Here is a 25,042-nt window from a genome sequence, read left to right as displayed (position 1 = left end):
ATACGTGCTTTATTATATTATTTTTTATATACTAAAATAATATAACGATGATTTGGATGTGAAATGATGACTGAACATAAGGAATACGAACAATATAAATACGAAAAGAAAAATGATAAGAGAAATTACGTAATATCACCATTTAAATTTATTATGATGATAATATCAACTATTATCATAACTGCAGCTGTGACAGCATTTGCGATATTGAGCGGCAATAATAAGATCATTAGTGATAATGCTCAGAAGCGTTCGGATTTTGTAAAGCTTTACGCCGTGTATGATACTTTGAATGATAAATACTATACGAAAGTAGATAAAGAAAAGTTAATCGATGGTGCAATCAAAGGGATGGTGAATGGTTTAGACGATCCATATAGTGAGTATATGACTAAAGATGAACAATCTGATTTTACTGAATCAATGCAAGGAGATTTTCAAGGTATTGGTACTGAAATAGTAGAAAAAGATAAAAAGATTATGATAAGTAGTCCGATTAAAGGGGCACCTGCTCAAAAAGCTGGTGTAAAGTCTGGTGATATTATTCAGGCTGTTGATAATAAATCTGTAGAAGGCAAATCAACTCAGGAAGTTGTAAAGCTTGTAAGAGGTAAAAAAGGGACTGCTGTAACATTAACGTTAAAACGTGGAGATGCAGAGCCATTTGATGTAAAAATTATTCGCGACAAAATACATATGAATAGTGTAGAAAGTAAGTTAAATAAAGATGGGACTGCAATATTAACAGTTACAAAGTTCCAGGAAGGTACGGCGGATGAATTTAAAACAGCGTTACATAAGATGCATGACGAAGGGATGAAGCGACTTGTCATAGATTTACGTGATAATCCTGGTGGTTACTTAGAAGAGGCAAGAAAAATGGCTGAACTTTTTTTAGAAAAAGGTGAAATCATTGTTCAAACTGAGGATAAAGAGGGTAATAAAGAAGCAATTAAAGCTAAAAATGATTCTGACAGTGCGACAAGCGAGCTTCATATAGTTATCATTCTGAATGAAGGGTCTGCAAGTGCATCAGAGGTTTTTGCTGCATCTTTAAAAGATAATGATAAAACTGAGATTGTAGGTACAAAGTCGTTCGGAAAAGGAATCGTACAAACAGCATCAACATTTAAAGATAAATCAATGTTAAAGTTTACGGAACAAAAGTGGTTAACACCATCTGGTGACTGGATTCATAAAAAAGGCATCATGCCGGATGTAACTGTTGAATTACCTGCGTATACGAAAGGGCAAATTCTTGATCCTGATGATGCAATTTCAATTCATGAAAAGAGTGCAAAAGTTAAATCTATGGAACAAGGATTAAAAGCGTTAGGATATGAGCCAGGAAAAGTAGACGAAACATTTGATGAACAAACATTAATTGCAGTTCAGGCTTTTCAGAATGATAATGCATTATATGTAGATGGCGTAATGACAGGGAAAACAACAGATACATTTATGACGAAACTTCGAGATAAAATAAAAAATGACGATACACAGTTGAAAAAAGCAATTGTACAAGCTAAGAAAAAATAGGAGGTATTATAGTGAAAATAGCATTTACCGGTGGAGGTACTATCGGACATGTTGCTGTAAATATGGCGATCATACCTGAAGCACAGCGCGAAAATATTACTTGTATTTATATAGGTTCAAAAAATGGAATTGAACAGGAAGTTATTACAAAACAATTTCCTGACGTGAAATATTATAGTATCTCGAGCGGAAAATTACGAAGGTACATTTCTGTTGAGAACGTAAAAGACGTCTTTAAAGTACAAAAAGGTGTATTAGATGCACTTAAAATATTAAAAAAAGAAAAGCCTGATCTCGTTTTTTCTAAAGGGGGATTTGTCGCTGTTCCTGTAACGATTGCTGCAAAAATACTTAATATAAAAACGATCATTCATGAATCAGACGTAACGCCAGGTCTTGCTAATAGGATTGCCCTTAAATTTGCACATAAAATGTATACTACATTTGAAAAAACTCTGGATTACATTCCTGACGGTTCGGGAGATTATGTCGGTAGTATTATAAGAAATGAATTATTTGCAGGAAACAAACAACAAGGTTATGCATTAACGCAATTTAATTCCAATAAACCTATTTTATTAATTATGGGTGGTTCATTAGGTTCTAAAGTAATTAATGATATAATATTCAACCATATTGATGAACTGCTCCATTCATATCAAATAATACATTTAGTTGGTAAAGGTAATCGTAACCAAATAAAAAAAGAAGGATATTACCAGCTTGAATATGCAGGTGAAGAACTGATGCATTTATTTAAAATAACGGATTACGTTATTTCAAGAGCTGGATCTAATGCGATTTTCGAATTTCTAGCTTTGAAAAAGCCGATGATTCTAGTGCCACTTGGTAAAGATCAGAGCCGAGGAGATCAAATTGATAATGCAGCACAATTTAAATCACAAGGTTATGCATCAGTAATTGATGAGCCATTATTTAGTTATGCAACGCTTACTAAACAACTGGATTATATTAAAAATCATCAGCATGAAATTCTACAGGCAATGAATAGTATGACAACTAGGTATACAGCACATGAGTTATTAAATAAAATTATACAAGATGCTAAATAAGGAGTAGTTTATGTCACAAGCGAAGCGAATTTCACTTATATTAATATTCAGCTTTATATTCGGGCTTATTGCATTTTTTCATGAATCAAGACTAGGAAAGTGGATTGATAACGAAGTATATGAGTTTATATACTCGTCAGAAAGTTTTATTACAACATCAATAATGCTTGGGTATACAAAGATTGGTGAAGTGTGGTCAATGATACTATTATCTTTATTAATCGTTTGTTATTTAATGTTAAAACGCATGAAAATTGAAGCACTTTTCTTTGCATTATCTATGATATTATCTGGTATTCTTAACCCGTTACTTAAAAATATTTTTGATAGAGAGCGTCCTACATTACTACGCTTAATAGATATTACAGGTTTTAGTTTTCCGAGCGGTCATGCGATGGGATCGTGTGCATTTTTTGGAAGTCTGGCAATATTAATAAGTAAAAACACTTCAAGTAGTTTTAAACCTTATTTTATAGGATTATGTGTGTTTACAATATTAATGATATCAATAAGCAGAGTGTATTTAGGTGTACATTATCCTACTGATATTATTGCAGGTATAATTGGCGGCATCGTCTGTGTTTTATTATCTCAATTAATTTTAAATAAAGTAATTGACAATCGTTCTCAATAAGGTATAATAATAAATGAAAATGATTCTCATTTACAAGAGTTCCCCCTCTGATGAGCATTTTCACCCCCCTTTTATGCCCATTAGCATCTGACTTGCCCGGTCAGGTGCTTTTTTGTATGAACAATTCTTAAATATAGATAAAAATTAAGGAATTGTGGTATGATTTTTTTATAAATAAATGATAAGAGATAATAGAATTGAGCTTACATACTTTTGAATCACTTGTACTTGAAAACGACAGAATTAAACTCATTCCAATGCAAATTGAACATGCGAAAGATTTGCACGAGATTAACCATGAATCAATATGGAGTTATATGCTATTTCAAGCGACAAATATGGATCTGATGGAGCAGTGGGTCATTGATGCGATTCATTTACGAGAAACCTTAAAAACCATACCTTTTATCGTAGTCTTAAAAGAGACAAATGAAGTCGTAGGTTCAACAAGAATAAAAGATATTGATTATGATAATAATGCATGTGAAATAGGTACGACATGGTTTGGTGTTAAAGCACAGAAAACATTTGTAAACACAGATAGTAAATATTTACTTCTTGAATTCTGTTTTGAAACTTTAAATATGGTTAGAGTTCAAATAAAGGCTGATGAAAGAAATGAGCGCTCAAACCGTGCAATAGAACGTCTGGGTTTTCAGAAAGAAGGCGTAATACGAAAGGAACGTAATTTACATGGCGTGCGCCGTAATTTAATTATATATTCTGTAATTGATGATGAATGGCCGGATGTGAAGAAAAAAATTCTTGAGATTCAACAGAAATATAATAAATAGGAAGTGTCTATATGAAACGAATTCTAGTTGTAGAGGATGAAGTGAATCTCGCTCGATTTATAGAATTAGAACTTGTTTATGAGCAGTATGATGTCACGGTAGTATATGACGGTGAAAGTGGATTAAATGAAGCGCTTAATGGCTCATATTCCTGTATATTACTAGATCTAATGCTACCGAAGTTAAGTGGATTAGAAGTGTGTAAAAAAATTCGCAATGAGAAGAACACCCCAATCATCATGATAACTGCAAAAGGAGATACGGTTGATAAAGTTAAAGGACTGGATTATGGTGCTGATGATTACATTGTAAAGCCATTTGATATAGAAGAATTACTTGCAAGGTTACGTGCATTATTGCGTCGAAATCATCAGGAACAAGATAATATATTGTACATTGGTGAACTTGAAATTAACCAGGAGGCATTTACTGTATCTTTTGAAGGTCAACCACTTGAGCTTACGAAGACAGAATTTGAGTTACTGAGATTACTTGCAGCAAATAAAAATCACGTCATGACACGAGAAATGATATTAACTACAATATGGGGCTTTGATAGCGAAGTGGAAACAAATGTTGTAGATGTATATATTCGCTATTTAAGAAATAAGTTAAAGCCAGTCGGTTATCATAAACGTATTGAAACTGTGAGAGGCGTAGGGTATGTAATACGATGATTAAACCTCAATCTCTTCGAATTAAATGGATGTTACTGACTACAACAATATCGTTTGTAGTTTTTATGTTGTTTAGCTGCTTAATTATCTTCCTCATTAGTGTTTATCAGAAAGAACATGAAGAAAAGAGTGCTTACAAAAATTTATCTGATATATCAGTTATATTAGAGTCGCGCAACATTGCAGAATTAAAAGTAGAGGATATTGTTAAAGCACTTCCGAAAGAAGATACTTTAATTTATTTCAATAGAAAAGGTGATGAAATATTTAAAATAAGTGGAGATGCACTTAATCCTGTGGATGTAAAATTTAATCCAACAACTAAAAGTGTTATACGGGATGAAAGGTATCATGATAAATCATATGTTACCATTTACACACCATTTAGAAATGCCAACTTTAATGGTTACTTAGTATTAGTGCACTCACTATCCAATTATAATAATATAATCGAATTTTTAATTATAATCAGTACTTTTTCAAGCTTGATGGGATTACTTTTAACTGCTTTATTAAGTTATATTTTTTCTGGACAGATTACTAAACCAATCAGAATGATTGCTTTAAAAATGCAGCAAATTAAACGTGACGGCTTTCAGAAAAAGTTGCAACTTGAAACACAATACAATGAAACGAATGATTTAATTCATACGTTTAATAGTATGATGTCCCAACTTGAACAATCTTTTGATCAGCAAAAACAGTTTGTTGAAGATGCATCACATGAATTAAGAACTCCGTTACAAATTATTAATGGGCACCTTAATTTAATTAAACGATGGGGTAAGCATAATCCAGATATATTAGAAGAATCACTCTCGATTTCTATAGAGGAGATGAATCGTATTAATAAACTCGTTGAAGAGTTGTTAATATTGTCGAAAGACCTTTCATATGTTGACCAATCAAATATAGAAGCGATTGATATAAATGGGGAAATAAAATCCAGAATGAATGCTTTTTCTCAATTAAAGCCGGATTATAATTTTGAATTTCATAGTGCGCTGGACAAAATAGAATTAATTATAAACAGATATCATTTTGAACAAATATTAACGATTTTCCTGGATAATGCAATTAAGTATGATCAAACGAATAAACATATTACAATCAGGACTAGTAAAAAAAGCAAGATGATTCAAATTGAAATCATTGATAATGGAGAAGGCATTCCAAAACATGACCTTAATAATATATTTGATCGGTTTTACCGCGTTGATAAATCTAGAGCACGAACGAAAGGCGGTAATGGGCTCGGTTTATCCATTGCAAAGAAACTTATAGAATCTTATTCTGGGAATGTAAGAATAGAGAGTGAAGTAGATGTTTTTACTAAAGTGATTATTCAATTTCCATCTAGGCCATAATATTTCACAAAGTTATGTTTTACCTCTTTAATTTCATACTTTGCTTTGTTAAAATAAAAATGTAAACGTTTTATAAAAAATGGAGGGTGGAACCATGACAAAAGGTAAAAACCTAGAGGAAGCACCTCCTAGATTTGGTACAAATTTAGGAATTCTTCTTGAAATGTTTGATGAATATCAAAATGATCCATCATCAGTCTCTGATGAACTACAAGTACTGTTTTCAAACATTCAAAGTGGGAACAGCAACTTAAAAGGGGTAAGTAATGCTGATGCAACAGTCGTTAAAAACTTAATGAGGCTAGTTGATAATATCAGGCAATATGGGCATTTAAAGGCAGATATATATCCTTTATATAAACCTAAGCGTGATCAGCAAATTAAATTAACACTTGAAGATTTCAACTTAACTGAAGAAGTTTTGAAACAGTTACCGGCATCTCTAGTTTCTGACCATTACGGTGAAAGATTGTCAAACGCATTTGAAGCAATTACTGAAATGCAGCAGACATATCAAGGACCTATCGCTTATGAAGTTTCTCACATTAATAATACTGAAGAGCGTGAATGGTTAAAAACTACAATAGAAAGTAATGTTAAACGTGACTTTTCAACTGAAGAGCGAATTGAACTTTTAAAAAGTGTTGCGCGTGTTGAAGGATTTGAAAAGTACATTCATAAAAATTTTGTTGGCGCAAAACGTTTTTCTATTGAGGGCGTTGATGCATTAGTACCAATGCTTGAACAAATTATTAAAATTTCTAATGAAAATAACATTTCTGATATTGAAATTGGAATGGCGCACCGTGGCCGCCTGAACGTATTAACACATATTCTTGAAAAACCATATGAAATGATGCTTTCAGAATTCATGCATACAGATCCTATGAAGTTTTTACCAGAAGATGGTTCTCTCGTAGTAACAAAAGGCTGGACTGGAGATGTTAAGTATCATTTAGGTGGTACTAAAATCACTGAACGTTTTGGTAACAAACAGATGATTTCGTTAGCAAATAACCCTTCACATCTTGAAATCGTTGCACCTGTCGTTTTAGGTAAAACGAGAGCAGTTCAAGAAGTGACTGAAGGCGTTAACAAACCAGTTCAGGACTTTAATAAAGCATTAGCAATTTTAATTCATGGTGATGCAGCCTTTCCTGGACAAGGGATTAACTTTGAAAGTATGAACTTGAGTAACTTAGATGGATATTCGGTTGGTGGTTCTATCCACATCATTACGAATAACCGAGTAGGATTTACTACAGAGCCTTATGATTCACGTTCAACGACTTATGCTACAGACGTTGCCAAAGGTTATGATTTGCCAATCATTCATGTAAATGCAGATGATCTTGAGGCTTGTATTGAAGCAGTAGAATTAGCGATGCAGTATCGTCAGAAATTCAATAAGGATTTTGTTATCGATCTCGTTGGATACCGTCGTTATGGACATAATGAAATGGATGAGCCGACTGTAACAAATCCAATGTTATATAAAGAAGTTAAAGGTCATCCGAGTATTGAACTACTTTACGGTAAATCACTCGTTGAAGCATCTGTAATTACAGAACAAGAAATGAATGCAATATTTGAAGAAGTGAATGAAAAACTAAGCCAGGCACATGATAGAATTGATAAATCTACAGTTAATACTGATAGTGACATGAAAATGCCACAAACAGTAGAAACGGGATATGACAAAATCGATACGGGTGTTTCACTTGAAAGATTAAAAACGCTTAATGACAATATGCTGACGACACCAGAAGGATTTACTGTGTTTAACAAGCTTCAGAAGATTCTTGAAAGACGTAACGACCCATTTACAAAAGATGGATTAGTCGACTGGGGACATGCAGAGTTATTAGCATATGGAACAATCATTCAGGATGGTAATCCAGTACGTCATACTGGACAGGATGCAGAACGTGGAACATTCGCACATCGCCATGCATTATTACACGATGTTGAAAATGGTGTACAATATGTCCCACTTCAAAATATTGAAGGTGCGAAAAGTTCATTTGATATTCATAACTCACCATTATCAGAAGCAGCTGTAGTTGGCTTTGAATATGGTTATAACTTACAGAATCATCAAGCTTTAGCAGTTTGGGAAGCACAATATGGTGACTTTGCGAATATGGCACAAATGATTTTTGATAACTTCATTAGTAGTGCTGAAGCGAAATGGGGAGAAAAGAGTGGTTTAACGGTATTATTACCGCATGCATTTGAAGGTCAGGGTCCTGAGCACTCTTCGGCAAGGTTAGAGCGTTTTCTACAACTTGCAGCTGAAAACAATTGGACTGTCGCAAACTTAACTAGCTCAGCAAACTACTTCCATTTATTAAGACGACAAGCACATTATTTAGGTACTGATAAGATGCGTCCTTTAATCGTAATGAGTCCAAAGAGCTTATTACGTAACAATTTCGTATCAGATACAATTGATAAATTCACTGAAGGTGGATTTAAAGCAATTATTTCAAATCAGTATAAGAAAACAAAAGTTAAAAAGTTATTAATTGCAAGTGGTAAAGTTGCAGTTGATCTCATGACAGAATTATCGAAAAATCCAAATGATGAAATTCATGTCATCAGATTGGAACAAATATATCCATTCCCGAAAGAAGACATTAAGGCAATTATTGATGATATTAAAGGTTTATCTGAAATCGGTTTTGTTCAGGAAGAACCACAAAATCAAGGGTCATGGCATTATATTTATCCGTTATTAAATGAAATTAAGCCTGAAAAAGTAAAATTAGCTTACTATGGACGTCCACATCGTGCAGCTCCGGCAGAAGGCGATAACGAAATCCATAAAATTGTACAATCAAAGCTTATTAGCGAAGCGTTAAACATTTAAGGGGGAAATTAAATTGGCTGAAATCAGAGTTCCAGAATTAGCAGAATCAATAACAGAAGGTACGATCTCAACATGGTTTAAACAAGTAGGAGATAGCGTTGAAAAGGGCGAGAACATCGTTGAACTTGAAACAGATAAAGTAAACGTTGAAGTAATTTCAGAAGAAGCAGGTGTTGTTACGGAATTAAAAGCTGCTGAAGGAGACACTGTTGAAGTTGGTTCAGTTATTGCGATCGTTGAGGCAGGTGGTGCAGCACCATCAAGCAAACCAGCTGAAAAAGATACAGCAGCACCTGTACAAACTGAAGAGAAAAAAGAAGTACAAGTTCAGGAAACTGCTGAAATTAAATCTGAACGTATTGTTGCTACACCATCTGCAAGACGTTATGCACGTGAAAACGGTATTGATTTAAGTGAGGTAAACAGTAAAGATCCTAGAGGACTTATTCGTTCACATGACGTTAAAAATGCACAATCTCAACCGGCACCTGCTCCAGCACAAAAAACAGAAACAAAAAAACAAGCAGAATCAAATCCGGCAAAACCAGTCGTTCGTGAAAAAATGTCACGTCGTCGTCAGACAATTGCAAAAAAATTAATAGAAGTTTCTAATAATACAGCAATGTTAACTACATTTAATGAAGTTGATATGACAAATGTTATGGAATTACGTAAACGCAAAAAGGATAAGTTCCAGGAAGATCATAACGGTACACGTCTTGGATTTATGTCTTTCTTTACGAAAGCAGTAGTTGCAGCACTTAAAAAATACCCAGCTGTTAACGCTGAAATTGATGGAGACGACTTAATTTTAAAACAATTTTATGATATTGGTGTAGCTGTTTCTACTGAAGAAGGTCTAGTTGTTCCTGTTGTTCGTGACTGCGATAAGAAAAACTTCGCTGAAATTGAAGGAAGTATTTATGAGCTTGCTGTTAAAGCAAGAGATAAGAAATTAGCATTAGATGACATGATGGGTGGTTCATTTACAATCACAAATGGTGGTGTATTCGGATCATTAATGTCAACGCCAATTATCAATGGAACTCAAGCTGCAATTTTAGGTATGCATTCAATCGTTACACGACCTGTAGCAATTGATAAAGAAAGAATGGAAAATCGTCCAATGATGTATATTGCATTAAGTTATGACCATAGAATCATTGATGGTAAAGAAGCAGTTGGATTCTTAAAAACAGTTAAAGAATTAATTGAAAGCCCTGAAGATTTATTGCTTGAAAGCTAATATTGATTTACGACAGTCCACTATACATTGTATAATATGTATAGTGGACTTATTTTTTGGAGGCATATATGGAGACGATTGGTTTACATCATGTAACAGTAGCAACACATGATATACAAAGGTTTTATAATTTCTATAATAAATTGCTAGGTCTTAAACTTATTAAGGAAAGTATGAATATTGAAAATGATGCAATGAAGCATTTATATTTCGGAGATAATAATGGGAATGCGGGCACACTTTTATCAGTACTCGAGGTGGCAAATCCATTTACAATTGAAGATTGTAGTGACGAAATATATGCATACTCATTCAGAGTTCCAACCGATTACAGTTTATATGTATTTAAACAGAGATTTGATGCTGCAAATGTCAAGTACGAAACTGTCATCAAAATAAATGGAAAGCATGCATTGCCGTTTTATGATTGTGATGGTCGTAAAGTATATTTAATTTCTGATGAATTAAACAATGGTATTCCGTTAGGTGAGCCAACACCCGATAGCGCTGTAGATGCGCTACATCAAATACTTGGTCTCGGCCCCGTATTTCTTAAATTAAGCAATGTAATGTTGACTGCAAGTTTATTAACGCAAGTGTTAAATTTATCTCCAGCTACGCGATATATGTTACCGTCCTTTAATAAGGAAGTGCAAGTTCTTCAATCGGGACTTGGAGGGAACGGTGGAGAAATTCATATGATACCATATGAGAGAACAGAAAAAAGTAAAGCATTAAATATTGAACAAGTAGCATTCACGGTGTCTCGTGAAGCGTTAGCATCGTTTAAGCAGAAGTTAGAAGAAGTGAATATTCCACATTCAAAAATTAGTGATCGTAAATATTATGAAACGATTTTTATCAAGGATTTAAGTGGCATCATCTTTGAAATCAGTACAGAAACGCATTTCAAATAAAAAGGAGTTTTTTTATATGTTACATGAAGAATGGCTAAACAAAAATGCAATTAAACAAGTAGAAGTTATAAATGTTGATGCAAAAAAATATAAAGTTGATAGCATGCTTACGATTGGCAAAGTATATGATGTTGTAAATGAAACCGAAGAATATTATCAAATAAAAGACAATAGTGGTAAAATCGGTGGATATTATAAATCATATTTTAAGGAACTATAATACAGTTTTAATATTTTTTTAATACAGATTGTAATTACTAAAGACTTATAGGTTTAATAAATTAAACAGGTTCGTTTATCTTAATAATACAATATAGTATAATAGAGGATGCTAAATCCTCTATTTTTTATGAGATGATTGAAAGGATGTCAGGAATGATAAAATATCAAAATAATGATAAAAGTGTATTGAATGATGCGCTTGGAATGCTTAATCTAAAGAAAAACGTGTTACTAAAGGGCCCAACTGGATCAGGAAAAACAAAATTAGCTGAAACTTTAAGTCACGAATTAAACTTAAAAATGAACAGTATTAACTGTTCTGTTGATTTAGATGCTGAAAGTTTACTAGGATATAAAACTATAGAAAATATTAATGGTGAAAGTCAGATTATTTTTGTTGATGGCCCAGTTATTGAAGCGATGCGTGAAGGAAATATATTATATATTGATGAAATTAATATGGCTAAACCAGAAACATTGCCGATATTAAATGGTGTGCTGGATTACAGAAGAACAGTGACGAACCCATTCACTGGTGAAGTGATTAAAGCACACGATAACTTTAAAGTTATCGCGGCGATTAATGTTGGGTATGTTGGTACATTGCCGATGAATGAAGCATTAAAAAATCGATTTGTTGTAATTGATATGGAATATATTTCAGGTGAAATATTAAAAACTGTTATAAAAGAACAAACGTTAATTTCAGATGAGCAGCTCATCAATCAAATTATTAAATTTAATCGCGACTTAATTACGATGGCAAGTCAAGGTCAAATTAGTGAGGAAGCAAGTTCTATACGTGCTTTACTAGATTTTTGTGATTTAACAACGATTATGCCTGTTGAGCGTGCTGCAAAACGTGCTATTATCGATAAGCTTGATGACGAGCGTGAACAAAATGCAATCATTAATGCTATGGAATTGAATTTCTGATGAGTGAAAAATTTATATTATTTAATGATGAAGTTGTTGATCCATCGTTAATCATGACATTAACTGACCTTGCACAACTTCTATTAGAAGATAATGAAGTTAAAGTTGGATTTCAGAAATTTGCATATTATGACCTTGTAGAAAATACGATAAATGTGTCATTTAAGTGGAAACACAGAAATGATGAAGATGTCATAAAATTATTAAAAAGTGATTGTGTATTACATGCTTACGGATTTCATTATATCAATCTTGATATAGTTAAAGAAATTATTGAAGAAGATGTTCAATTTAAGTCATTATTGCAGCAATTATTTATGCTGATTGAAGAATTCAGGTTGATGCATCTCATTCGTGTGAATCGTCCATTCACGAAGAAATTCTTTAATTTACGCGTAAAAGAAAAAATTAAAGATAATGAAGGACAGATTGAATTTTATAGAACAAAAGCTATGCCAACGGATGAATTATTCTTACAAATAGAACATGCGTTATTGCTTGAGAATTCATTATCATTTCATTCGTATTTTAATCCTGAATTATCATTTACAATTCAACTCGCTTTGCAGGATGCATTTTCATTAGATGATTCTGAAGATAGTATGAATCTGGCACTTAAACTCTACTATCAAATATTACCTGTAATAAAACAAGATATGCTTAATGAATATTATCATATTCCGAAAAACGCTTATATGAATGCACGAGCATATAAAAAGGCGAATCTCGATAAAGCAAAACAGGATGTTGATGATATGGGTGAGTCTGAGCGCGTTCAGACGAAACAAAAAGATATCAAAACTGAAAATGGTGCATATCTTGAAACAGAAGTAACGGAAGGCTCTAATAGTAACAATATAAAAGAAAATGATCGACAAGGCGATGCTTCAGATGATGTAACGGAAATGGTAATGGGTAAAGGTAAATCTAAACCACCACAAATTGATGCTGAAGGTAATGATATTAGTGACATTATCGGAGAAGAAAATTACTATACGGAAATTATATGGAAAAATAGTGTGCAGACAGAAAATAGTAAAGCTATTTACCATCAATATAAAGACGAAGTAAATAAGGAAATTAAAACTTTAGTAAATGTAATCAATAAAAGTATTGAGCACGAACAGACAGCGCCACGTACAAATTTAAGTAAAGGAAAATTAAGTAGAAAGCTTACTCAGTGGTTTTTAGATGATAGAAAACGTGTGTTTTATAAAGAAGACCAGGCTTCTTATAAGTTAGATGCAACATTTATGTTACTCGTTGATGCTTCTTTTAGTATGGAAGATAAAATGGAAGAGACGATGAAAGGAATTGTATTATTCCATGAAACATTAATGCAACTTATGATTCAGCATGAAATCATCGCATTTAATGAAGATGGCTTTGCTTCAGACCAATATAAACAACCGAACTACTTTGAACATATCATACCTTATGATCATTCTTTAAACGACAAATATTCCGCAAATATCGTAAGCTATCATAATGGCGAAGATAATAGAGATGGTTTGGCGATTCGTATTGCGGGCCATATGCTTAAGCAGCGCAAGGAAAAACAAAAGTTTTTAATCGTTTTCTCTGACGGTGAACCATCTGCATTTGATTATGAATCCAATGGGATTATTGATACACATGATGCGGTAGGAGAATTAAGAAAAGAAAACATATATGTTATTAATGTATTTTTAAGTCAATCCATAATTGATGAGAATACGAAAGCAACTGTAAAAAATATTTATAACGATTACTGTATATTTGTTGAAGGGGTAGAAAAACTTCCGAGCGTTATCCAACCTTTATTAAAAACGTTATTACTGCAAAGCATGAAACAATTTTAAAATATTCAGAAAAATTACAAAATGTACTTGTTTTCACCGATTTAAAGTGTTATTATAATTTACATTAATCAGTAGGAGGTTCTTATGAATAAAAACACTTGGATCGTCGGTTTTATGTTATTTGCAATATTCTTTGGTGCAGGAAACTTAATTTTCCCTCCGAATTTAGGTTTTTCCAGCGGACAGTATTTTTGGCCGGCAATTTTTGGATTTGTCTTAACAGGGGTAGGATTACCTTTGCTAGGAATTATCGTCGGTTCTCTGGATGAAGGTGGATATAAAGGTGCACTAAAAAAAATTAATCCGGTATTTGGTGTCATTTTCTTAGTGGCAATTTATTTAACAATTGGCCCGCTTTTTGCGATACCGCGTACAGGTGCAACGTCTTATGAAATGGCAATTGTTCCATTTTTAGCACAACCTTCATCAATGTCATTATTAATTTTTACAATATTATATTTTGCAGTCACTTTATGGTTATCATTAAATCCTTCAAAAATGGTTGATAGAATCGGATCGATATTAACACCGTTATTATTAGTATCTATCGTAGCATTAGTGTTTAAAGGTTTTATGCTACTTACTGGTGAAACTCCTGTACAGGCAGATAGCAAAGTATTTACAAGTAATACAAGTAGTTTCTTTAACGGTTTTACGAACGGTTATAATACGATGGATGCAATTGCAGCAATTGCTTTTAGTGTTATCGTAATTTCTGCAATAAAGGGTAAAGGTATAACGAAAGAAACAGGGTTATTTAAGCAAACTGTATTATCCGGAGTGATTGCTGCTGTTGCTTTAGGTTTTATCTATGTTTCGTTAGGGTGGATTGGAAGTCATTATCATTTATCACAAAGTGAATTAACTTCAATTGCTGAACATAAACTTGACTTAGGTACATACTTACTTACGCATGTTGCAGATGCAACTTTTGGAACGTTCGGTAAAGTTTTAATCGGTGTAATCGTATCGCTTGCATGTTTAACAACTTCGACTGGCCTTGTCGTTGCTGTATCTGAATACTTTCATGAAATTTTACCTAAAATTTCATATAAAGCATTTGTAATCATCTTTACAGTATTTAGTTTTATATTAGCAAATCAAGGATTAAGTTCAGTTATCGAAATGAGTATACCGGTACTGTTAATTTTATACCCAATTGCAATGACATTATTATTAACGATGTTACTTGCTAAGTTTATCCCAACACCACAGCTTGCGATGCAAATACCGATATTTGTTGTCTCAATTGTAGCGATACTTTCTGTACTTCAATTGAAGTTTAATATTGCTCCTTTTATGGACCATCTGCCGCTGAAAGCTGAATCAATGGAATGGCTCTTATTTGCTGTAATAGGTTATGTAATAGGCTTGTTAATCGGAAAAAATCAGGAAAAAATTAAATACACATAAAAATAACGCCACCAGGCAATTACCTGGTGGCGTTATTTATGTTTCTAATTTTTATTTTTTTGCAATTCAAGTAGTTGATGTTTTAAATCTTGTTCCATTCTGCTTAATTCAATTTCGGCATTTCGGCGTTTTTCTCTTCCATCTGCCTGAATCTGCATCGTTTCCTTTATTGTATCTACAATGTTCTGTTGCGTAATTTTTAAAGTTTCAAGCTCCACGATGCCACGTTCGTTTTCTTGTGCGGTACGTATCGTATTCATTTTCAACATCTCCGAATTTTTAAGCAGTAATTCATTTGTTGTATTTGTCACTTGCTGTTGTGCTTTAGACGCTTTTTGCTGATGTAATAAACTCATCGCAATTGCCATTTGGTTTTTCCATAGGGGAATACTTGTAAGAATTGAACTTTGAATTTTTTCTGCTAATGTCTGGTTAACGTCCTGGATCATTCTTATTTGCGGTGCCGATTGTAATGTGATTTGTCTTGAAAGTTTTAAATCATAAATACGTTTATCTAATCGATTTATATAATGTTTCATATCATTTACATCCTGAACAATCATCTGATCATTGGATTGTAATGCTTTTTGCTCAAGTTCTGGCAGAAGCGTTTGATTGATTTCATCACGTTTTTCTTCAGCTGCGATAATAAACATATCAATCGCTTCAAAATAAGCTTTGTTCTGATCATATAACTGATCCAGCATATGAATATCTCTCATTAATACATTTTTTGAGTTATCTAATTCTACAGAAATTCTGTCTATTTGACTTGCTACAGATTGATAACGTGAAATGAGTTCGTTTACAGATTTTGAAACACGTTTAAATAATCGCTTTACTTTACTTTTGTCAATATTTTGTATTTCATCAGGATCAACTTCTTTTAATTTTTTCATGAGCTGATCTAAATTATTTCCAATTGAACCGATATCTTTTTTCTGAACTTCATCCAGTATTTGGTGAGAAAACTGTGACAATTTCTGTTGTGCACCAGCACCATACAGTAATAATTTTTCATTATCAAGAGGTATAATCTGATTTTTTATCTGGTTGATTTGTTCACGTTTTTGTGGAGAAATCTCCTGTGTCATGTATGTAGTAGGAACTTTGTTTTCGATTTGATCTATATCCTTAATTTCTTCAAATGGATTATTTAGTAATGTGTCTGTAATATTATTTTCTGACATTGTATTAATTCCTTTCTTTATCATATTGTGACGAGCGTTTAAATTGAACAGGAACTTCTTCCATATGCTCAATTTGTTCTCTATTTTGTTGTGGCTGTAACGTAAACTTATTTGCAAGATCAATTTCTACTTTCATCGTTTCAACATTATCACGATTCAATGCGCGTAAGTCTGCCTGCAATGTACGTTTCAATTCATCGAGCGTAAGCTTTGCATGACTTAAAAGTTGCTGATCTTCTGTTGACTTATGAGGCATACGTGATAAATATAAATATTCATTCAGTAAATTAACAGTATTATCAAGATGAGAAAAGAAAAAGCTATCTACCACAAAGAATTTTCCTGGTGACTTTTGAACAGTTTTATAAATAATACGTGCAAGCTTATTAATTTCATTTACATTTTTTAATTCATTTATTGAACGAACCTTTTTATACTGGATTAATAGTTGCTTAATTTTAGGAGATGCAATTTTTAACTGCTTTCTTACATATTTATAATCACTTTTTGTTAAACCGATTTCTTTTAAGTATGATTGTGCTGATTTATGCTGGATAGGGATATATGCGCCAACGTATGATAAAAACATGATTAAGCTATCTATCCACATTTCAAACTGGAACACATTCATTGAAATAATGCCGGTTATAATCGCAATTGGAATTGCAATAATTGCTCCTAAAAAATAGGAAGTATTATATTTCATATTGATCAATCCTTGTTATTTTATTTAAAAAGACTTAATGTTATGAAGTAAAAACGTTCATAACATTATTTACTCCCTTAATATTATTATATGTAAGAATGAGTGAAATACATAGTAAATCGCATTGATAATAGTATTTACTTGTATTATTTGTCCTTCACATTCATAATAATCACTAGAGGTGAATCGTATGTTCGAAGTCGTAACAATCCGTACTGAATATGAAGGTTGGTGGCTGTTTGATGATTTGTGGGAGAGTGTAACGGATCATCAGTGTTTCAGCTCAATCCAATCAGCCGAATTATATTATATGAAGCGTCTTGAGAAACTAAGAGAAAGATATAAAAATGAACAAATCGGCAAATATAATATTCATGCTTTTTATAATAACTGTGAGCTGGAATATTGCGAAGATTGTGGCGAAGATGTTCAAATTTTTCATAGTCTGATAGTATTTAAAGATAAAAAAGCATACAATATGCCATTCTAATGTTACAAAAGAGTTAAAATTGTAAAAAGTTAAAATTTACAGTATATTGTATTGCATATATAAATCTGTTAATTTATAATATGAATTAAGCAATATGGTTATTCCATATTACAAAGTAAATGTAAGTTGATGTACCTGAATACACCGCCCATGTTTATTTTGTAATATGTGAATAATCACATATTGAATTAAATAGTGTGGAGGTTTCTTATTATGAAACAAGGTACAGTTAAATGGTTTAACGCAGAAAAAGGATTTGGATTCATCGAAATCGAAGGAGAAAACGACGTATTCGTACATTTCTCAGCGATCAATCAAGAAGGATACAAATCATTAGAAGAAGGACAAGCAGTGGAATTCGAAGTTGTTGAAGGCGACCGTGGACCACAAGCTGCTAACGTTGTTAAATTATAATTTTAATGTAAGAAATTATATATGAACGTTAATATGAAGCCCCGACATAAGTTGGGGCTTCATATTTTTATTTATAAACTAATATATAATCATATTATGTAAACTTAATAATTATAGAAGATCCCAAATAATAATAGGGGATCTCAAAAACATCTTATAATCACTCCTGATATTGAATTAGTTTAGTTTATTGAGATGAATTTGCTCTAAAATCTGAACAGCGTTTAGCGCTGCCCCTTTTAATAAATTATCTGCCGTACACCAAATGTGAAATGTATTATCAAGAGAATCATCTTGTCTGATTCTACCTACATATACATCGTCTGTACCAGTAGCTTTTATGGCCATTGGATATTCGTTCTTTTCGATGTTGTCAACGAGCCTTACATGTGGGTTGTTTTCAAATAATGCTTTAATTTCTTCAACCGTTGCAGTTTTATCCAATGTCACATTAATCGCAACTGAATGACTATCCTGAACTGGTATTCTGACACATGTTGCAGTAACACGTATATTTTCTAATTCCAAAATCTTTTTTGTTTCATCAATCATTTTTTGTTCTTCTTTCGTATAGCCATTTTCTAAAAATACATCAATATGCGGTAATGCATTATTATAAATTGGGTGCGGGTAATTCACAGGCTCAGTGCCTTGTTCACCATTTTTTAAATCGTTTATACCAGCGAAGCCACTACCTGATACTGCTTGATATGTCGTATATGCTACACGTTTAATACCGTATTTATCCTGAAGTGGTTTTAATGGTACGACTGATTGTATTGTCGAACAATTCGGGTTCGCTATGATTTTTCTTTTTAGTTTTGGTTGATTCACTTCGGGTACGACTAAATCGATATCCTGATGCATTCTGAAAGCACTTGAGTTATCGATTACAATACTTCCAGCATTTTCGAAAATAGGGGAGAATTGTTCGCTCGTTTTACCACCTGCACTCATTAATACAAAATCGAATTTTTGATTCGCTTCTTCTTCTGTTAATGCTTTTACGACATAGTTTTTACCTTTGTATGAAATTTCTTTACCCGCCGATCTCGGTGAAGAGTAGAGCACAAGTTCATCAAACGGAATTTCCTTTCGCTCTAATACTTCCAGCATTTTCTGACCTACTAAACCTGTAGCACCTACAACTGCAATTTTATACATAAAATACACTCCTAAATAATGATATTAAAAAACAAGTCCGGGTATGCTCTGGACTTATTTTTGTATACAAGTGATGTACTGATGATTGATGCGCCGCATATGTTACTTATTAAGTTATGAAGTATATATTATATAAATAAATCTGAATTGTAAAGTCTTTTTTAAATAATCTAAAAATTTAGAGAAAAAATGACCCTCGCATCATTAAATGCGAGGGTAGGGAATTACTTCAGGACGCCTGTTTCCTGTAAATATTCCTCATATGTGATTTCTTTTGAAAGGCTTCCGGTAACGTTTAAATCTATAACTCGATTTGCAATCGTATTAATAAATTCAAAGTCATGTGATGTAAAGATGATAGATCCTTTAAATGCTTTTAAACCATCGTTTACTGCAGTAATACTTTCTAAATCTAAATGGTTTGTCGGCTCATCTAACAATAATACGTTTGCTGATGATAACATCATTTTACTTAACATACAGCGAACTTTTTCTCCACCTGATAATACTGTTGCCTTTTTACGTACTTCTTCTCCTGAAAATAACATACGTCCAAGGAAACCACGTAAAAATGTTTCAGTTTGCTCTTCAGGTGGTGCATATTGACGTAACCATTCAACAAGATCATTATTTTTACCATCGAAGTACTCTGAGTTATCTTTCGGTAAATAAGTCTGACTTGTCGTCACACCCCATTTGTAAGTTCCTTCATCCGGTTCCATCTCGCCTGCTAAAATTTTAAGTAGGGTAGTTTTAGCGATTTCTGAATCTCCTACAAGTACTGCTTTGTCATTTGGATTCATCGTAAACGAAATGTTATCCAGCACTTTAATACCATCTATTGTTTTGGATAAACCTTGAATTTGTAATAATTCATTACCGATTTCACGTTCTGGCTTAAAGTTTACGAAAGGATATTTACGGCTTGACGGCTGAATGTCATCAAGTTCAATTTTTTCAAGCATTTTTTTACGGCTTGTTGCTTGTTTTGATTTCGAGGCATTCGCAGAGAAACGCGCAACGAACTCCTGTAATTCTTTAATTTTCTCTTCTTTTTTCTTATTAGAATCTTGTAACATTTGTTGTGCTAACTGGCTTGATTGATACCAGAAGTCATAGTTGCCGACATAAATTTTGATTTTACCGTAGTCTAAATCTGCAATATGTGTACAAACATTATTAAGGAAGTGACGGTCATGGGATACTACGATAACTGTATTTTCAAAGTTAATTAAAAACTCTTCAAGCCAGCTGATCGCTGGAATATCAAGTCCGTTTGTCGGCTCATCCAGTAATAATACATCCGGCTCACCAAATAGTGCCTGTGCAAGTAACACTTTAATTTTCTGGTTATTCTCAAGCTCAGACATTTTCTTTTCATGCAGATCATCTTTAATTCCGAGACCTGATAGGAGTACTTGAGCATCACTTTCAGCTGTCCAGCCTCCCATTTCACCGAACTCACCTTCAAGTTCGGCAGCACGCATACCATCTTCATCTGAGAAATCCGCTTTCATATAAATTTCATCTTTTTCTTTCATGACATTCCATAACTTTTCGTTACCACGTAATACGACGTCTAATACGCGTTCATCTTCGTAAGCGAAGTGATCTTGTTTCAATACAGATAAACGTTCATCTTTCCCAAGTGATACATGTCCTGTCTGTGAATCGATTTCACCTGATAATATTTTTAAGAACGTTGATTTCCCGGCACCATTAGCACCGATTAATCCGTAACAGTTGCCCGGTGTAAATTTAATGTTTACATCTTCAAATAATTTTCTATCACCAAAACGTAAACTAACATTAGATACTTGTAACATTTATAGTCTCCTTTATTGTTATTCCCATAAATTATAGCATAATTTAATCAGTATTTTACTGTCCATATTCAATAATATCATGCTTTCATGTTCATTTATACAATAACAGACGATTATTTAAATGTATGTTATAATAAGTAATTGATAAAGGCAAAGCCTTAAAGGAGAGACATATGGAACAAAAACAATTATCAGGAAGTATAGACTTCCTTCGTGTAGACCGTCTGGAAGGTTCTACGTATTACTTATTAGGACCAAACAGTGAAGAAGTAAAGCTCAATGCATCAGAAGTATTAGATGATGATGAACTGGAAATCGGTGAAGATTATTCCTTTTTCGTTTATCCAGGTCGTACCGGCGATTTATTTGCAACTCAAAATATACCGGATATCTCAACAGATCGTTATGATTGGGTAAAAGTTATAAAAAAAGACCGTGATGGTGTAACTGTAGATATCGGCATACCGCGTGAAATTATTATTCCGTGGGAAGATTTACCTAAACTTAAAGAAGTTTGGCCTGAAACAGGTGATGAAGTTTTTGCATGTCTTAGAGTTGATAGAAACGATCAGTTATATGGGCGTCTTGCTAGTGAAACGATTGTAGATACGATGTATACGGCAGCGCCTGAAACACTCCTTCACACAACAATTACTGCACATCCTTACCGACTTTTACGCGTCGGGACATTTTTATTATCAAAAGAAGGATATAAAATCTTCGTTCATGAATCAGAGCGACGCAGTGAACCACGTCTTGGTGAAGCTGTAGAAGTTCGTATCATCGGTCATAAAGAAGACGGGACATTAAATGGCTCATTTTTACCGCTTGCACATGAACGAATGGATGATGATTCTGAAATGATTTTAACGATGCTGAGTGAGTATGGCGGAGAACTTCCATTTTCTGATAAATCAGATCCTGAAGCGATTAAAGAAGTGTTTAATATGAGTAAAGGTAGTTTTAAACGTGCTATTGGAAGACTATACAAGAATAAACGTATTATCATTGAACCTGATAAAATTAAATTAAACCAATAAAAAAACGGCTGATTCAGCCGTTTTTTTATTGTAATGACCATCCCTGGTCATTATGATAAATCATTAATTTACTCATACCACCGTCAATTGTAATGTTTTCACCAGTTATAAATGCTGCATCATCTGAACATAAAAACTTGACCATTTGTGCGATATCTTCAGGTTTACCAACACGTCCTGCAGGATGTTGGTATGCATTTGCACCTTCAAAGTTTGTATTTGTAGTGTCAATCCATCCAGGACTAATAGCATTAACACGAGCTATGCCGCTTAAACTCACAGCCATAGCATGTGTAAGCGCGTGAACGCCTCCTTTAGCAGCACTATAACTTTCGGTCTGAGCCTGGCTCATCGCTGCACGAGTCGAACAAATATTTACTATTGACGCATCTTTATTTAAATGCGGTTTGAGTAACTTTACAAGATAGAATGGTGCAGTTATACCGACGGAAAGCGCATATTGAAATTCTTCATATGTGCAATCATCAATCCCTTTCATAATTGGTAATGCATTATTAACGATAATATCTACTTTTTTATATTGTGTAATGACTTTAGACACAAATGCTTTCAGTACTTTTTCATCAGCGATGTCACCGTGATAATAACTTCCTTCCTGTATATCGATGCCGCATACAATTGCTCCATCATTTTCAAAACTTTCTTTAATACATTTACCGATGCCGCTTTGATCACCTGTAATGACAACTACTTTTTGATTGAACATAAATGTCGGTCCTTTACTGATTTTCAATTTCTTCTGTTAGTTTTTCAAGTTCATCGACAAGACTTCCGATATAAGCGATTGTTTCTTTAAGTGGGGCATCTGTCGTTAAATCTATATCCACCATTTGTGCAAGTTCAACCGGAGTTTTAGAGCCACCCGCTTTTAATACTTTAGTCCACGCATCTACAGCAGGTTGTCCTTCTTCTAATATGCGTTTAGACATAAGTGTCGCAATCGTTAATCCAGCTGAATAAGTGTATGGATATAATCCCATATAATAATGTGGCTGACGCATCCATGTTAGTTCAGCACCATCTGTTATTTCAACAGCATCTCCCCAGAAATCCGAGATAACTTTATGTTTAATGTCATTTAAGAGTGGGGCAGTTAGTGATTCACCTTTATCCACAAGAAGGTATACTTCACGTTGATACGCCGCTTCAAGTAAATGCGTTACGAAGTTATGGTAATAAGTTCTTGAAATGATTGACGCAATTACCCAACGTTTAAATTCTGGATCATCTGATACTTTAAGTAAGTAGTTAGCCATTAACATTTCGTTCATAGTACTTGGTGCTTCTACAAAATATAATGAACAGTTCGCATCAAATATATTTTGATGCTTATTCGCATAATTAAAGTGACCGGCATGTCCTAATTCATGTGCTAACACAAATACTTCTGTCATTTTAGAAGTCCAGGAAATGAGAATAAATGGATTCGTCTCATACGGACTTGCACAAAATGCTCCTGTTGATTTCCCTTTATTCTGAACAAAGTCAATATAACGCTTATCATAAGAATCATTTACTAACTGCATATATTCTTCGCCCATAACAGATAGCGCTTTGTTAATATAATCGCGTGATTCTTCAACTGTAATATCCGGCTCATATGATTCATCCAATGAAATTTTCAGATCTTCAAATTTCATTTTTTCTAATTTATTTGTTTTTTGTAGTAACTTCGCATAACGTCGCATATGTGGTGCAAGTTCTTTAGTAATTAAATCGATTTGACGATTATAAAGTTCACGAGTTACTTCCTGATCATGCAGTAAGAAATCAATGACTGATTCATATCCCCTTAATTCAGATTCGATTTTTTCCTGTTGAACTTGTGTGTCATACGTTTTAGCTGTAGTATGCGCATACTTTCTTAAAGTATCCGAGAATGCTTTAAACGCATTACGTCTTACTTCAGTATCACCATCAACTTCTAGTTCACCTTCAAATGAAACATAACTCATCGGTATTGTTTTACCGTGTGCCTCAAATGTACCAAAGTCAATGTCCTGCATTTTCGTCGTATCATATAAATTATAAGGCGCATTAAACACCGGTGAAAACGATGCTAAAGCTTTTTCAACTTCTGGATGTAATTCATATGGCTTTGCTTTAATTAATTTATCAAAGAATCGTTTATATGGAAGTATATCTTTCAAGTTTTTAAGCTCTGATGCTTCTTTTGCTATAAGTTCCGAATTTAAAAATGTAAGCTCGCTTGCAATCTTACCGTAGCTAGATGAAAACTTGCTGTATAATTTTGCTGCATCTGCATTCGTCTGATCTGTGCTGAACTGTAAGTTTGCATAATTTCCTAAAGTATCTAAAGCGATGTTAATATCGGCATATTTATTTAACGCTTCGTGAATCACATTCACGTCATTTAAATGGCCTTTAAATTTCTTGTTGAATTGACGTGCATCTTCTACTGCTTTATCCAGCGCTTGATAAAATGCTGTATTATCTTTAAACAGGGGAGATAAATCCCACGTTTCTGAAACGTTAACTTCACTTCTTAATGGTAGTCCCATAATTCATCTTCCTTTCATTTTTAATCAACACTTTCATTGTACTACTATTCTAACAATTTAGAAAGTTCGTTTAATTAATATTTTTATGTATATACAGCAGTAAATCGGGTATAATACTAAAAGTATTAAATAAAAGAT

At 33.3% G+C, this 25,042-nt stretch carries 22 protein-coding genes; 16 read left to right on the top strand and 6 right to left on the bottom strand.

Annotation, left to right across the window (positions count from 1 at the left end; genetic code table 11):
* The first annotated feature begins 63 nt into the window (after positions 1 to 63).
* From LAU42_RS05725 to brnQ, 13 genes are all read left to right on the top strand, one after another.
* On the top strand, positions 64 to 1,539 hold the full coding sequence (locus LAU42_RS05725) for a S41 family peptidase (protein WP_224182690.1): 1,476 nt from the start codon (positions 64 to 66) through the stop codon (positions 1,537 to 1,539).
* Between the two features lie 8 nt (positions 1,540 to 1,547).
* Positions 1,548 to 2,612 (top strand): undecaprenyldiphospho-muramoylpentapeptide beta-N-acetylglucosaminyltransferase, encoded by a 1,065-nt coding sequence (locus LAU42_RS05720; protein WP_224184751.1) that lies wholly within the window; start codon positions 1,548 to 1,550, stop codon positions 2,610 to 2,612.
* A gap of 10 nt (positions 2,613 to 2,622) precedes the next feature.
* Positions 2,623 to 3,246 carry a phosphatase PAP2 family protein gene (locus tag LAU42_RS05715; protein ID WP_224182689.1) on the top strand — a complete coding sequence of 208 codons (624 nt, stop codon included), beginning with the start codon at positions 2,623 to 2,625 and terminating at the stop codon, positions 3,244 to 3,246.
* A gap of 197 nt (positions 3,247 to 3,443) precedes the next feature.
* Entirely contained in the window at positions 3,444 to 4,040 is a 597-nt protein-coding gene (locus tag LAU42_RS05710; protein ID WP_224182688.1) for a GNAT family N-acetyltransferase, read from the top strand.
* A gap of 11 nt (positions 4,041 to 4,051) precedes the next feature.
* On the top strand, positions 4,052 to 4,717 hold the full coding sequence (locus tag LAU42_RS05705; RefSeq protein WP_224182687.1) for a response regulator transcription factor: 666 nt from the start codon (positions 4,052 to 4,054) through the stop codon (positions 4,715 to 4,717).
* The gene (locus LAU42_RS05700) at positions 4,714 to 6,084 is read left to right on the top strand and encodes a sensor histidine kinase (RefSeq protein ID WP_224182686.1); all 1,371 of its coding nucleotides are present in this window, start codon (positions 4,714 to 4,716) and stop codon (positions 6,082 to 6,084) included. The genes LAU42_RS05705 and LAU42_RS05700 overlap by 4 nt, the downstream gene beginning before the upstream one ends.
* 94 nt (positions 6,085 to 6,178) lie before the next feature.
* Positions 6,179 to 8,956, top strand: coding sequence for a 2-oxoglutarate dehydrogenase E1 component (locus tag LAU42_RS05695; RefSeq protein ID WP_224182685.1), 2,778 nt, complete (start codon positions 6,179 to 6,181; stop codon positions 8,954 to 8,956).
* 13 nt (positions 8,957 to 8,969) lie between these two features.
* Complete coding sequence (gene odhB, locus LAU42_RS05690) at positions 8,970 to 10,202, top strand: 2-oxoglutarate dehydrogenase complex dihydrolipoyllysine-residue succinyltransferase (protein WP_224182684.1); 1,233 nt, start codon at positions 8,970 to 8,972, stop codon at positions 10,200 to 10,202.
* A gap of 68 nt (positions 10,203 to 10,270) precedes the next feature.
* Positions 10,271 to 11,119: a VOC family protein gene (locus LAU42_RS05685; protein WP_224182683.1), complete on the top strand. Its 849-nt coding sequence runs from the start codon at positions 10,271 to 10,273 to the stop codon at positions 11,117 to 11,119.
* Between the two features lie 16 nt (positions 11,120 to 11,135).
* Positions 11,136 to 11,339, top strand: coding sequence for a DUF6501 family protein (locus LAU42_RS05680; protein WP_224182682.1), 204 nt, complete (start codon positions 11,136 to 11,138; stop codon positions 11,337 to 11,339).
* Between the two features lie 146 nt (positions 11,340 to 11,485).
* Positions 11,486 to 12,277 (top strand): ATP-binding protein, encoded by a 792-nt coding sequence (locus LAU42_RS05675; RefSeq protein ID WP_224184750.1) that lies wholly within the window; start codon positions 11,486 to 11,488, stop codon positions 12,275 to 12,277.
* Entirely contained in the window at positions 12,277 to 14,118 is a 1,842-nt protein-coding gene (locus LAU42_RS05670) for a vWA domain-containing protein (protein WP_224182681.1), read from the top strand. Before LAU42_RS05675 ends, LAU42_RS05670 begins: the two co-directional genes overlap by 1 nt.
* 84 nt (positions 14,119 to 14,202) lie before the next feature.
* Complete coding sequence (brnQ, locus tag LAU42_RS05665; RefSeq protein ID WP_224184702.1) at positions 14,203 to 15,531, top strand: branched-chain amino acid transport system II carrier protein; 1,329 nt, start codon at positions 14,203 to 14,205, stop codon at positions 15,529 to 15,531.
* A 44-nt stretch (positions 15,532 to 15,575) separates the two neighbouring features.
* On the opposite strand, the gene LAU42_RS05660 is transcribed toward brnQ, so the two are convergent.
* On the bottom strand, positions 15,576 to 16,721 hold the full coding sequence (locus tag LAU42_RS05660; RefSeq protein WP_420908082.1) for a toxic anion resistance protein: 1,146 nt from the start codon (positions 16,719 to 16,721) through the stop codon (positions 15,576 to 15,578).
* A 4-nt stretch (positions 16,722 to 16,725) separates the two neighbouring features.
* Positions 16,726 to 17,427, bottom strand: coding sequence for a 5-bromo-4-chloroindolyl phosphate hydrolysis family protein (locus LAU42_RS05655; protein ID WP_224184701.1), 702 nt, complete (start codon positions 17,425 to 17,427; stop codon positions 16,726 to 16,728).
* A 190-nt stretch (positions 17,428 to 17,617) separates the two neighbouring features.
* Between LAU42_RS05655 and LAU42_RS05650 the strand changes: the two genes are divergently transcribed.
* Entirely contained in the window at positions 17,618 to 17,917 is a 300-nt protein-coding gene (locus LAU42_RS05650; RefSeq protein WP_224184700.1) for a DUF1033 family protein, read from the top strand.
* Positions 17,918 to 18,130: 213 nt separating this feature from the next.
* Positions 18,131 to 18,331 (top strand): cold shock protein CspA, encoded by a 201-nt coding sequence (gene cspA, locus LAU42_RS05645; RefSeq protein ID WP_016912585.1) that lies wholly within the window; start codon positions 18,131 to 18,133, stop codon positions 18,329 to 18,331.
* A 177-nt stretch (positions 18,332 to 18,508) separates the two neighbouring features.
* On the opposite strand, the gene LAU42_RS05640 is transcribed toward cspA, so the two are convergent.
* Positions 18,509 to 19,495, bottom strand: coding sequence for an aspartate-semialdehyde dehydrogenase (locus tag LAU42_RS05640; protein ID WP_224184699.1), 987 nt, complete (start codon positions 19,493 to 19,495; stop codon positions 18,509 to 18,511).
* Between the two features lie 224 nt (positions 19,496 to 19,719).
* The gene (locus LAU42_RS05635; protein ID WP_224184698.1) at positions 19,720 to 21,321 is read right to left on the bottom strand and encodes an ABC-F family ATP-binding cassette domain-containing protein; all 1,602 of its coding nucleotides are present in this window, start codon (positions 21,319 to 21,321) and stop codon (positions 19,720 to 19,722) included.
* A 173-nt stretch (positions 21,322 to 21,494) separates the two neighbouring features.
* On the opposite strand from LAU42_RS05635, the gene LAU42_RS05630 reads away from it, so the two are divergent.
* A complete protein-coding gene (locus LAU42_RS05630; RefSeq protein WP_224184697.1) occupies positions 21,495 to 22,361 on the top strand; it encodes a CvfB family protein in 867 nt (288 codons plus the stop codon).
* Positions 22,362 to 22,386: 25 nt separating this feature from the next.
* Here LAU42_RS05630 and LAU42_RS05625 read toward each other — a convergent pair whose 3' ends face one another.
* Positions 22,387 to 23,088 (bottom strand): SDR family oxidoreductase, encoded by a 702-nt coding sequence (locus LAU42_RS05625; protein ID WP_224184696.1) that lies wholly within the window; start codon positions 23,086 to 23,088, stop codon positions 22,387 to 22,389.
* A gap of 13 nt (positions 23,089 to 23,101) precedes the next feature.
* On the bottom strand, positions 23,102 to 24,904 hold the full coding sequence (pepF, locus tag LAU42_RS05620) for an oligoendopeptidase F (protein ID WP_224184695.1): 1,803 nt from the start codon (positions 24,902 to 24,904) through the stop codon (positions 23,102 to 23,104).
* Positions 24,905 to 25,042: the final 138 nt, after the last annotated feature.

Source organism: Macrococcus armenti, assembly GCF_020097135.1.
Taxonomy (GTDB): Bacteria; Bacillota; Bacilli; order Staphylococcales; family Staphylococcaceae; genus Macrococcoides; species Macrococcoides armenti.
This window is presented reverse-complemented; position numbering and strand designations above follow the sequence as displayed.